The organism is Microcystis sp. MC19, from assembly GCF_003019735.1.
GTDB lineage: Bacteria > Cyanobacteriota > Cyanobacteriia > Cyanobacteriales > Microcystaceae > Microcystis.
Genome location: NZ_CP020664.1, coordinates 818,262 through 830,272, shown reverse-complemented (window position 1 = coordinate 830,272; position 12,011 = coordinate 818,262). Strand labels below are relative to the sequence as shown.

The 12,011-nt window shown below is 46.4% G+C and carries 12 protein-coding genes and 1 pseudogene; 2 read left to right on the top strand and 11 right to left on the bottom strand.

Annotated features, from left to right (window positions below; all coding sequences use genetic code 11):
- The first annotated feature begins 31 nt into the window (after nucleotides 1-31).
- Together B5D77_RS04275 and psbB are read left to right on the top strand one after the other, a co-directional pair.
- Nucleotides 32-343 (top strand): hypothetical protein, encoded by a 312-nt coding sequence (locus tag B5D77_RS04275; protein ID WP_002749272.1) that lies wholly within the window; start codon nucleotides 32-34, stop codon nucleotides 341-343.
- A gap of 397 nt (nucleotides 344-740) precedes the next feature.
- On the top strand, nucleotides 741-2,267 hold the full coding sequence (gene psbB, locus B5D77_RS04270; RefSeq protein ID WP_002735904.1) for a photosystem II chlorophyll-binding protein CP47: 1,527 nt from the start codon (nucleotides 741-743) through the stop codon (nucleotides 2,265-2,267).
- A gap of 310 nt (nucleotides 2,268-2,577) precedes the next feature.
- Here psbB and B5D77_RS04265 read toward each other — a convergent pair whose 3' ends face one another.
- The 11 genes and pseudogenes from B5D77_RS04265 to B5D77_RS26150 all read right to left on the bottom strand — a co-directional run bounded on the left by B5D77_RS04265 (nucleotide 2,578) and on the right by B5D77_RS26150 (nucleotide 11,301).
- Nucleotides 2,578-2,697 carry a photosystem II reaction center protein J gene (locus B5D77_RS04265; RefSeq protein WP_002736108.1) on the bottom strand — a complete coding sequence of 40 codons (120 nt, stop codon included), beginning with the start codon at nucleotides 2,695-2,697 and terminating at the stop codon, nucleotides 2,578-2,580.
- A gap of 42 nt (nucleotides 2,698-2,739) precedes the next feature.
- A complete protein-coding gene (locus B5D77_RS04260; protein WP_002735805.1) occupies nucleotides 2,740-2,859 on the bottom strand; it encodes a photosystem II reaction center protein L in 120 nt (39 codons plus the stop codon).
- Between the two features lie 10 nt (nucleotides 2,860-2,869).
- Nucleotides 2,870-3,004, bottom strand: coding sequence for a cytochrome b559 subunit beta (gene psbF / locus B5D77_RS04255; RefSeq protein ID WP_002736175.1), 135 nt, complete (start codon nucleotides 3,002-3,004; stop codon nucleotides 2,870-2,872).
- A 25-nt stretch (nucleotides 3,005-3,029) separates the two neighbouring features.
- Entirely contained in the window at nucleotides 3,030-3,275 is a 246-nt protein-coding gene (psbE, locus tag B5D77_RS04250; protein ID WP_008202359.1) for a cytochrome b559 subunit alpha, read from the bottom strand.
- Between the two features lie 78 nt (nucleotides 3,276-3,353).
- On the bottom strand, nucleotides 3,354-4,346 hold the full coding sequence (locus tag B5D77_RS04245) for a photosynthesis system II assembly factor Ycf48 (protein WP_008202356.1): 993 nt from the start codon (nucleotides 4,344-4,346) through the stop codon (nucleotides 3,354-3,356).
- A 106-nt stretch (nucleotides 4,347-4,452) separates the two neighbouring features.
- A complete protein-coding gene (locus B5D77_RS04240; protein WP_002757647.1) occupies nucleotides 4,453-4,800 on the bottom strand; it encodes a rubredoxin in 348 nt (115 codons plus the stop codon).
- Between the two features lie 235 nt (nucleotides 4,801-5,035).
- Nucleotides 5,036-6,247, bottom strand: coding sequence for a glycosyltransferase (locus tag B5D77_RS04235; protein WP_008202352.1), 1,212 nt, complete (start codon nucleotides 6,245-6,247; stop codon nucleotides 5,036-5,038).
- A gap of 73 nt (nucleotides 6,248-6,320) precedes the next feature.
- On the bottom strand, nucleotides 6,321-8,984 hold the full coding sequence (locus B5D77_RS04230; RefSeq protein ID WP_106908340.1) for a methyl-accepting chemotaxis protein: 2,664 nt from the start codon (nucleotides 8,982-8,984) through the stop codon (nucleotides 6,321-6,323).
- 93 nt (nucleotides 8,985-9,077) lie between these two features.
- Nucleotides 9,078-9,608: a chemotaxis protein CheW gene (locus B5D77_RS04225; RefSeq protein WP_008202348.1), complete on the bottom strand. Its 531-nt coding sequence runs from the start codon at nucleotides 9,606-9,608 to the stop codon at nucleotides 9,078-9,080.
- 91 nt (nucleotides 9,609-9,699) lie between these two features.
- The gene (locus B5D77_RS04220) at nucleotides 9,700-10,065 is read right to left on the bottom strand and encodes a response regulator transcription factor (protein WP_008202346.1); all 366 of its coding nucleotides are present in this window, start codon (nucleotides 10,063-10,065) and stop codon (nucleotides 9,700-9,702) included.
- A gap of 196 nt (nucleotides 10,066-10,261) precedes the next feature.
- Nucleotides 10,262-11,301 (bottom strand): annotated as a pseudogene (locus B5D77_RS26150) (RNA-guided endonuclease InsQ/TnpB family protein).
- Nucleotides 11,302-12,011: the final 710 nt, after the last annotated feature.

The window sequence follows — 12,011 nt, the reverse complement described above, 5'->3', positions numbered from 1 at the left end:
GCTAGAGATTGATTCTAGATTGAGTAACAAAGTGAAATATTTTTTCTTAACGGCAGGTTGGACAATAGGACGGGTGTGGGAATTTGGCGGTTTGTGGGATCACGCGAGTAGTTGGCGACGACCACCGCAGATAGAGCGATTAAATATCGGTATTTTAGAGGGAGAACAGGTTTTATGGCTTTATAAGGTGGAAGAAGCCGTGATTATGGTGGAAGTTGCCCCCAAGAGTGCCGAAATTGCCGATACTGTCCCCACCATCGGGCAAGTGGTGCTAAAACGCTTGATTAGTGCCGAACAAGTCCTCGAAATCCTGCAAAATGCCGAAGAATTGCTGAGGAAGTAATCAGTGATCAGTTATCAGTGATCAGTTATCAGGAGTCAGGAGTCAGGATTCAGGAGTTAGGATTCAGGAGTTAGGATTCAGGAGACGGGAGATTATTTTTATTTATTCTCCCCACACCCCACACCCCACACCCTACACCCCACACCCCACACCCCACACCCCACACCCCACACCCCACACCCCTATCTGGAATATTCTGGCGGAAGATCGATCGCAAAGACTTGAAATCTGTTCTAACAATAGTTACACTTCTTTAGAATAGATACACTTTTCAAGGGATAATGTAGGTCGGCTAACTCTTGCACTTAACAGTCGAGAGTGTTGGGCTTATATTTTGACCCTGAATATAAAAAGCGTCTAAGTGGACACTAAATTGTCAATAGGAGGAGCGTAGTCAATGGGACTACCTTGGTATCGAGTACACACAGTCGTTCTCAACGACCCGGGCCGTTTAATTTCCGTTCACCTGATGCACACCGCACTGGTAGCGGGTTGGGCTGGCTCCATGGCCCTCTATGAGCTTGCTATTTTCGACCCCAGTGACCCCGTATTAAACCCGATGTGGCGGCAAGGAATGTTCGTGCTGCCCTTCATGGCCCGTTTAGGTGTCACTGGTTCTTGGGGTGGCTGGAGCGTCACCGGCGAAACTGGTGTTGACCCCGGTTTCTGGTCTTTTGAAGGCGTTGCTGCCGCTCATATCGTCTTATCTGGTCTGCTATTCCTAGCGGCGGTTTGGCACTGGGTTTTCTGGGATTTAGAATTATTCGTCGATCCCCGCACGGGCGAATCTGCCCTCGATTTGCCGAAAATGTTCGGTATTCACCTGTTCTTATCCGGTTTACTTTGCTTTGGTTTCGGTGCTTTCCATCAAACAGGCCTTTGGGGTCCCGGGATGTGGGTTTCCGATGCCTACGGTTTAACTGGTCATGTGCAGCCCGTAGCTCCCGAATGGGGACCGGCTGGTTTTAACCCCTTTAACCCCGGGGGTGTGGTAGCTCACCACATTGCTGCGGGTATCGTCGGGATTATCGCCGGTTTATTCCATTTAACCGTTCGTCCCCCCGAAAGACTCTATAAAGCCTTGAGAATGGGTAATATCGAAACGGTTCTTTCTAGCAGTATCGCCGCCGTTTTCTTTGCCGCTTTCGTCGTGGCTGGAACCATGTGGTACGGTAATGCTACCACCCCGATCGAACTCTTTGGCCCGACCCGTTACCAATGGGATAAGGGCTATTTCCAAGAAGAAATTGAGCGTCGTGTGGAGGCCAGCATCGCCAATGGGGCCACCATCGCCGAAGCTTACCAAGCAATCCCCGAAAAACTGGCTTTCTATGATTATGTCGGTAATAGCCCCGCTAAAGGTGGTTTATTCCGTACTGGTGCCATGGATAGCGGTGACGGTATCGCTAAATCTTGGTTAGGACACCCTGTTTTCAAAGATGGCGAAGGTCGCGTCCTTAGCGTGCGTCGGATGCCTAACTTCTTTGAAACCTTCCCCGTTGTCCTGACTGACTCGGAAGGTATCGTTCGCGCTGATATTCCTTTCCGTCGTGCGGAATCGAAACTGAGTATCGAACAAAGTGGTGTTACCGTTTCTTTCTACGGTGGCTCTCTCGATGGTCAGGTGTTCAGCGATCCTGCTGATGTGAAGAAATTTGCCCGTAGAGCGCAACTCGGTGAAGCTTTCGAGTTTGACACCGAAACCCTGAAGTCTGACGGGGTATTCCGCACTTCTCCGAGAGGTTGGTTTACTTTCGGTCATGCTGTCTTTGCTTTACTATTCTTCTTCGGTCACATCTGGCACGGTTCTCGTACCATCTACCGCGACGTATTCGCCGGGGTCGATCCAGATCTGGAAGAACAAGTGGAATTCGGTTTATTCCAAAAATTGGGTGATCTTAGCACTCGTAAACAAGAAGTTTAGTTTTAGCTAAATCATCCATATAACTAAAGGAGTCAAGTCTTTGACTCCTTTTTTTTGTTAATCACACTATTAAAAACGGATTTATACTAAATCTGGTTATTAAAGACTGATTATTTATTCTCCCCTTTTTGCATGAGTGCATGAGTAGAAAACGGGTTTCTCCGAGAAACCCGTTTTCTGTGCGTTACTCAACGGATTTAGTATTAGTATAAAGTTCGATCGAGCTTTACTTTTCACCGAATACTGAAAAAACCGCTAGTTATAGAAATAACTAACGGCTTTTTGCTGGGGGAAATTACCCGTAATGGAATTACATAGAGGAACCTAAACCAGCGTAAGCTCCGTAGAAGAAAAGACCAAGCACGGCGATAACGCCTAGACCGGCGATGGTGGCGACTAACCACAAAGGAATACGACCTTCTGCGAACATGAATAACACCTCCTAATTGCGATGACAATGAATCGGGACTAATTAGTTAAAGAAATAGCTGGAAAATAAAATTCCCAAGACAGCAACTAGGAGTAAACCTAGATAAAGAGAAGTACGATTTAACTCGACGGCTTGCCGATTCGGATTAGGTGTTCTTTCCATAATTGTTCTCCTAGCGTTGAATAAACTGCATTGCCGCAATTGCACCGATAAAGAAGACAGTGGGGACCGCTAAGGTATGAACTGCCAACCAGCGAACGGTGAAAATGGGGTAAGAAATGGGTTGATTGGGATTACCACTAGCCATTGTTTTTATCCTTAATTAAAGTAAACTACTGATTAAACTGATCGATTTGATTTTTGGCCTCAAAGCGATCATTAATGATCGGTAATTCTTGACGCTCTTGAGTGTAATACTCATCGGGACGGGGAGTGCCAAAAACATCGTAAGCCAAACCGGTACTCACGAATAACCAACCCGCGATAAAGAGCATGGGGATGGTGATGCTATGGATAATCCAGTAACGAATACTGGTAACGATATCGCCAAAAGGACGTTCGCCGGTACTACCTGACATGGACGGTTCTCCTCGGAATGATAGGACTTGAAAAATTCAATCTCTATAATAGAGACTTTGTTGACCCTGAGACAAGTTTTAGGCCGGTTCGCTAGGGGGATTATATTTCAGTAAAACCCCATCTTGTCCCAAGACAAAACCCTTGTCGGAATTGATAAAAACAATTCGATAGAGATTGGAGGGGACACTTTCCACCGCGCGATCTTTTTGCCAAGACTGGCCGCCGTCATCACTGACCAAGAGATTGCCGCTACCACCAGCGACCCAAATTTCTTCGGGGGTGCGGTAGTTGAGGTCCAAAAGTCCCCAACTGGTGGAAAACTCGGGGAATACCTTATCTTCCCATGTATCGAGATCATTGGGGCTAGTAAATTGTAGTTGACCACCCCGGGCCAGGGCCCACAGTTCCCCTTTTTCACCATAACCGACTTTTTGTAAACGGCGGGAAGAAAGACGATTGTGGGGTTGCCATTCTGTTGACCCCGGTTCCCAGGTGGAATAAAAGTTACCGCGTGCGGAAACGGCCACATATTTACCATCATGGGAACGAACAATTGTCCGGGCCACACCCACAGCACCTTCCACTAAAGCTTGCCAAGTTTTGCCTCCGTCTTTGGTGCGGTAGATAGCACCTAAATCCGTGACCATTTCGGCGGTTTTGTCGTTCAGAGCGATAATTCCGTAGGGAGAACCGGGTAATTTTTCACTTAAGGGGATACGAGACCAGCTGCTGCCCCCGTCTTCGCTATGGAGAAGAATCGAGGGTTTACCGACAATCCAACCCTCTTGGTCGTGGAAACTGACGGCGCTAAAGCTAACTTTTTCGTCGCCAAGGTTGAGGACTTTTTGCTGCCAACTGTCCCCTCCATCGGTGGTTTCAAAGAGGGTAGATTTGGTCCCCACTAACCAACCGTGCTGCGAGTCGTCGGTAAAGGCGATATCGGCAAAAGTGGAGTCAGTGTCGAGGGTGAGGATTTGCCAAGGACTACTGCTCAGGGATGGCACATTACTACAGCTAAAGCAGAAAAAGGCTACAGCTAGAACTATTACGAATTGTTTCAGTTTTCTCATCAATGGTTCAGAGGTATTGGTCAAGGAATCGGGAGGGATTAAGGTTTGTACCCGATGGGTAACAGACTCATAAGAGCCGTTGGATTAAAGATAATGAGTGCTTGAGTTAGTTTAAACCATATAAACTAATAAAGAAAACAAATCCTAGCGCTAAAGCCCCGAAAATCAAAATATTTTTTTGTGCGGGAGTCAGACGGTTGACTCCAAAACCATAGCTAAGATTTTCTTGGAATCCCGAAGGAGCATCTTTAGCTCCGATGTTGATAAATTGGGAACGACGCACACCACACACGGGACAGCGCCACGTTTCTGGCAATTCCTCGAAGGGGGTTCCAGCGGGAGTGTTGGTTTTACTATCTCCCTTGCTGGGGTCGTAAACGTAGCCGCAGGAGCGACATTCGTAGTTGGCAGGGGCCTGGTCGGCTAGGGTTAGTTCTGGTGGGCGATCGCTCATAACTAAGATTAAAGGAATTTTCAACACTCTGTTACAAATTATCCTTGAAAATTGACCTCTCTCACGGCCAACCCACAAGAGAATAGCCAGTTTTCAAGCTTGACAAGGATTAGCGAGACAGCATATCGGCTTGAAAAAAAGTAAAATTAATCTATTAGGGCTTAAATGTCTATTAAAACTTTATTAAGTTTATATTTGAGCTATTTACCCTGATTTTCGCGACAACGGTTAACAGTTACTGTTCATCCCTCAATACACTTGCTCCCAAAGCTTTTAGGGTTTCTTGTAGCATTTCAGCGCGAGAGAAATTACCCTGATCTTTCAATAATTGTAGGCCTTTTTGCCAAATCTTGATCGCCTCATTATAATTACCGAAAGTTATATAAGCCACCCCTAGATTTTGGTAAATAGCGGGATTATCGGGGTTTAACTTGAGAGCTTTTTTATAAGCTTTAATCGATTCTGGTAGCCGATGCAGTTGTTTGAGAACCAGTCCTAAATTATAGTAACCATCGGCATAGCTAGGATCAATTTCTACGGTTTTCTCAAAGACAGATAAGGCAGCTTCGTAGTTTTCTGCTTCGTATAATAACCCACCGAAATTATTATAAGCACCCAGTTTTAATTTATCTAAAATTGGCTGCTTAATCGCCTTAATAAAATTATCGGCTGATTGCTTAAATTCCTCCACTGAATAATAATAATTAGCGAGATGATAATATAACTCGTATAAAATATGCGGATTAGAGCCATGGCATTTTAAACCATGTTTGAGCAGCTTAAAACCCTCTTTATCCCTGCCAATCTCCAGATATAACCCTCCCAATTTACTACACACATAGGGATCGTGGGGATGTTGCTGATAAAAGCCCTCCATCGCCTTTCTTGCCCGTTCAAACTTATCTAAGCTGGCTATTTTATCAACAGTGTAACCGTAGTGAAAGATGGCAATTTCTGGCAGTTCAACTATTTTCCAATCTGGCTCTTTTTTTAATAAAATGGCCACATTGTCATCAATAATTGAGTGATAGGGCCGGGTAAAAGTGACTTGAGGATGTCGGCGAAATAGTCTAGAAATTAGAGAATAGGGTGATTGTACGGCTCCGATTTCATGGCGGATTAAATTAATAACTAAATTTTCCTCTTTTTCCATTGCCCGCCGCATTTTCGGCACGATAGCGGGATTTAATTCTTCATCGGCATCAAGAACTAAAATCCAATCGCCAGTAACATATTTTAAAGCCGCATTTCTGGCATCGGAAAAATTACCCTGCCAATCGTAGCTAGGAACTATGGCACCGTAACTTTGAGCAATAGCAATCGTATCATCGGTCGAACCCGTATCCATAACGATCATCTCATCCACCACCTCTTTAACGCTATCCAAACAGCGCCGGAGATTTTCGGCTTCATTTTTGACAATCATACAGAGACTAAGTTTAGGCATAACTTTACTCACCCTAGCGGTCAATCTTGAGGGATAGCGGCCAATCGATAACTCACCGATTACCGCTCACCGATTATCGATCATCTTCCGAGTCTACCTTAAACCGTTCTACTGAAGAAAGCAGCTCCCGGGAGATACTAACCAATTTTTGCAGAGAACCGGCCACCCGTTGGGATTCTTGGGAAGTTTCCTGAGCGGTTAACTCCACCGACTGCATAACTTGGGCGACATTGAGGGAATTTTCCCGTTGTTTGACCGTATCCGCGGTAATCGAGCGCACCAGCGTATCGATGCGGTTAGAAACTTGGATAATATCTTCTAGGGACTTCTTGGCCTGTTCCGAGCGCTCGGTGACATCGATAACCTGTTGAATCCCCTCCTCCATTGCCATCATTACCGAACCCGTTTCCGATTGAATCTGTAAAACGATCTGTTCAATTTCCTTAAGAGATTTAGCGGCTCTATCGGCCAACTGACGCACCTCATCGGCCACCACCGCAAAACCGCGGCCCGCATCTCCTGCTCGCGCCGCTTGAATCGAGGCATTAAGAGCCAATAAATTAGTGCGCGAGGCAATCTGAGAGACTACCGCGACAATTTTCGAGATTTCCTGGGAAGCTTCCGCCAAACGCTTGACTTTTCGGGCCGTTTCTGATACGGTGTCGCGGATTTGCAGAATTCCCGCCACGGTTCTTTCCACGGAATCGCCCCCCTTCAGGGCGGTAATCGAAGAAGTGCGGGCGACTTCTTCGGCTTCTCTGGCGTTTTCTGCCACCCGTTGAATTGAGTCGGTCATCATCTGTACCGAATTAAGGGTGACGGCCAATTCCTCCGCCATCCGCAGGGCATCGCTAGACTGATTGCGGGCGAAAGATTCACTATTGGTACTGCCTTGATTCACCTGTTTGGCCGCTTTTTTTACCTGTCGGACAATTTCCCGCAGGTTTTGGATAGTCAAATTAAAAGCATCGGCCACCGCCCCTAAAACATCGGCGCTTACCTCCGCCTCCACGGTTAGATCCCCCCGAGCCGCTCCTTCCACATCATCGAGCAGTCGAATCACCTGCCGTTGTAGGTCTTCCCGTTCCCGTTCCGTTTCGGCAGCGCGACGTTGGGCCTCGGTGGTGGTAGTTACCACCACCCGGGCCATCTGATTGAAACGATTGGCCAGTTGACCGAATTCATCTTCCGAGTAGATCGTCGCTTGAGTGTTAACATTACCTTCCGAGAGATAATCGAATTGGCTTTGCAAATCGTTGAGACTGCGCTTAATCTGACTAATGAGCAACTGTAAACCTAGCCAAGTCACGGCCAGGGTTCCCAGTCCGGTTAGTAACATCATGGTTAGTACCGGTTGACTAAAAGGAGAAAGGCTGGCGGGGGCTGGTTTGGGGGCAACTTTTTCGGTTTTTGCCCAGCTATTCGGGGCTGGTTTGGCAGCCAAGAGCGTAGAAAGCCAAGAGGTGGTACTAACGGCAAAAATTAAGATTACAGGGGTAATGCCCGCTAAAGCCGCTAGGATTAGTTGTTTTTTGCCCAAAGAAGCATTGACAAAAAAGGCTAATTTGCCCGGATTGACTTCCACCACTGGCTTGAGCAAGCGATCGGAACCATGGGCAAGATGACTATCTCTTTTGTCATTGGGGATTTTTAGACGAGAAGGATTAAAACTAGGCTCTCCTACACCAGAACTGGCATTAAGGAGCCCACTGGGTTCGGGGACAAAACCAACACTTAAAGCTTCCTCTCCCAAACGGGTAAATAGCTCCGATTCCCCCAGTCCTTGCATCCTATCCGTCAGACCCAGTGGGGAAAAACTGTCTAAATCCTCATCATTGAGTTCAGGTCCCCTAAAATCTCCAGTGTCTTCCTCTTGGTATCTGTTTTGAGTGACTCTGCCCTGATTAAGGCCAGTTTTTGCCCCTTGTCCCTGGGTCGATTGTCGGTCGATGGCAAAAGCGCTTTCTTCTGGGGTATCGCTATAGGATAACCCCTGATCTCGACCGGTGAGGGGATTTTCCCCCAGGTCAGAGGAAACCATAAAAGTGGCCTCTCCCGTTGACCCTAACTCACCGTCCCACTCTTCCGGCAGCGAGTCAATCTCCGCCGCTTCTAAAAAGGAGAAAGGGGGTTCCCCCCCCACAGAATCGTCAGACCTTTGGGAATCGGAGGAACCTAAACTGGTTAGGGTAAGGGAACTAAAGCCGGTTTCCTCCGATTCTTCAAAATCATCGTCATAGGAATGGACTTTACTGACCGTAGGCTCGCCGGGATCCTCCTCATTGAAAAGACTACTATTCCAATCCATCCCTTTATTTTGCCAATCGGGGTCAGCCCCTTGCGACTTTCCAGACCGAGAATGCTTAAAACCTTGACCCGGATCGAAAGCTGCCTCGCTGTAGGCAATGCTTTCCGTAGCAGCGATCGTAAAATCTCCCCCCTCGACTTCAAAACCCAATTGCCGAATCTGATCGAGACCTCGTCTGGCATAATCCACCAGATCGGAGCGACTGGTTGAATTTTTAGCCAATCGCAGCACCGTTTCGTAACGTTCCTCTGCCAAGCTGTATTGTTGTAGTCCTAGATGAATGTGGCCCTGTAAAAGGATGACATTGGCATCCTCGGGATACTTGCTGCTCATCTCTTTGACGATGAGGGCGGCATCCTCAAGGTTGCCCTGGCAATAGGCGGTGTTAGCCTTTCCATAGAGTTTCGCGTATTCTGTCCCTGACGGCATTTGCCCCTCCCCTAGTAAAGTTAAAGTGGTGAAGTAGTTAGTAGCTTAAAGAAAGAATTGCTATAAATCTTATTCTGCTATTTTTTTCAGGTTTTAAGCTGCCCAACGGGCAGAACGGATTATGGCCAGATAATCTAGTAGTCTTAAGGTTTTTTTTGATTCTTGCTCTAGAATCCACTCTCCCTGCACATAGGGGGCGATCGGAGCGGGAATGCTGGCGGCACTACCTAGTTGCTCTGGGTCGAGCCATTCCATATCTCCCAAACGTTCCACCCCTAAACCGAGGATCGTTTCCTCTTCTTCGATGGCAATTATGGGAATTTCGGCTCGATCGGTGTTTAAGGGGCTGCTATCCCCCAAAAATTGCCCTAGATCCGCCACCCAGATCACTTGACCCCGGAGATTGATCGTGCCGAGGAGCAAGGGTGAAGCATTGGGAATGGGGGTAATGCGATCGAGTGGTTGCTGTATCACCTCGCCAATGCCCACGGCACTCAGGGCAAACTCGTCCTGAGAGGGTAGATAAAATCGCAAGTACAGTTCACCGACGGGAGTTTCTAATTCCTGATTGTCGGGGGCGATATTTTCAGCGTTACCAGTAAAAAAATCGGCGTTGTTAAGCATCAGTTTCGTTCTCTTGCAATTAATAGTTCGGGTGGCGTTTTTAACTGTCTTGACCTATGCCATAGTTAGATTGTCCCCGGAAAGGGCAATTTTATCGGCGCAGCAGTTGTTTAATCGTATAAATGAACTCAATCGGTTCAAAGGGTTTGACAATGTAGGCATCGGCTCCGATTTTCATACCCCAATAGCGATCAAAGACTTCCCCTTTTGAGGAACAGATGACCACCGGGATATTTTGGGTTTTTGCATCCGACTTGAGACGACGACAGACCTCGTAACCATTCATGCGGGGCATGACGATATCGAGAATGACGAGATCGGGATTGCCTCTCTGGATATATTCGAGGGCTTCTACCCCATCCGTGGCGATCGTGACCTTAATGCCGCTATTACGGAGCAGACCACAGATCAGTTCCCGTTGCGTTTGGCTGTCTTCTACCAGCAATATTTCGCTCATAACTCCCTACCTAGCTAGGCTGCCAAGGACAACAATGGCAAAAGATGCCCGATAATAGCTCCCGTTGACCCGATGCTCCGAAATTGCTCCCATTTTTGCCTCCAACGTAATCTGAAATTTATTGGGGGTTTTCCCCCTAAACAAGGACTTGATTGACTCTTTCGGGTTTCATCTCTATAGCTCCCCATTCCACTGGCTAACTACTCTTAACGGAGTTGAAAGCTTCCTCTTTCACAGGGGATTGCCTCAAGACGGACTTACGCCCAGTTTTTGGTCTTACAGCCCCTCTATAGGCAGTATCGCGCTTTTCCTAACGACAAGCTCCGTAAGGCTTCATTTCTGATATTTATCGCCCCTTTGATGTCCCGGTCATCAGTTGTCTGACAATATACACAAGTCCATGTTCTAATATTAAGGGACAAACTACCCACTTGATTTAGACAGACATGACAAGTCTTAAAACTAGGGAAAAACCTATCAACTTCCCTATAGGTTTTTCCTTGCCATTCTGCCTTGTATTTGAGCATTGGACAAAACATTCCCCAACTACAATCCCTAATGGCTTTAGCTAAATTATGATGGCGTACCATGGCTTTAACCTTGAGGTTTTCTACAGCAATAACTTGGTTTTCGTTAACTATCTTAGGAGATCGCTTGTGGAGAAAATCCTCACGGCCTCTTGAGATTTTAGAGTGAACTTGAGCTACTTTCCCTCTAGCTTTTTGACGGTTGTTACTTCCTTACCTTTAGAGATATGCCATCTTCCCGATAGATGCAACCTAACTGTTACGGTACTTGGTTCACAACCTTCTGGGATTTGCCGTGACCATCTAATTGCTAGTGGTTCTGAGATTTAGCTAAATAAATTTGTCCATTTTTATATTGGAAAGCAGACCTAGTAAATTGTGCACTTCCTCCTTGATGTTTTTGCTTGAATTTAGGATAGTTGACCCCACCCGCGAAAAAAATTAGCAAAGGCGTTTTGTAAATGTCTTAGTCCTTGTTACAAAGGGACGCAACTAACTTCATTTAAAAACTCTAAATCTTCTGGCTTTTTCCAACAGCTTAACATTGAATAGTTTGGGAATATCCGATTTTTTCTTGTCGTTCGTACCATCCTTGAGTTCTTTCATGGAGAGCTTTGTTGTCAACCAATCTTACACAGCCTAAGATGCGTCGCCAGAGCGATTCTTGTTGAGAGGTGGGGTAAAATCGAAAGGAATAGGCTTTTTCCATAGCTCACATCTTAACACATTTTTCTCTGAAGTGTTAGACTGAAAAAGTCGAGCCGTCCTTCTCCGACGGGGTTTCAGACCCAAAATTTTCGCTGAGGGAAACCCTGGCGCGAATTACTTCGCCCCTTGAAAAGCCCCATGCCATGGCACTAAGCGCGAGGGAATTCTGCTGACAATAAGTTAAAAAAGACCAGCCAAGAGATTTTTTTTCGGGTTTGGGGGTTGGGTGTGAGGTTTTAGGGTTTTAGAGGACATTCCCCAGTAAAATACTGCAAATCTCGATTTCATTGCAGCTTCCTTCCATAATTTCTCGGAATCTACCCCAATAGACCCTATTTCTTTTAGTCTAGAAGAAGCAGTTATCTTAATTGTCAGGTAGGAAGTCTCGGGTTTTGGGGAAGGCTGGAACCGGGGAAGGCTGGAACAGTAGCTGGTGGTCTGGGGATGATGCCCAATGCCGTCATACTTCCTCTTGATCAGAAACGCTCTCTTACCTCCTCTTGTCACTAATAATAAATCTGATAAGCTAATTATGTAACATATTTTTCGCTAAGCTTGACTGCATTTCAACTAGCCCTGGAGATTTTTAGTACAAAAGGTCTAGCTTTCTATCTTTGCTTCTCATTCTCAGGCCGTCTTAACCGATAATTTAGATGTGTGGTCAGCTGATGAGATTGACTGCCAAATTTTTTGAGAGTAGCACAGTGAATT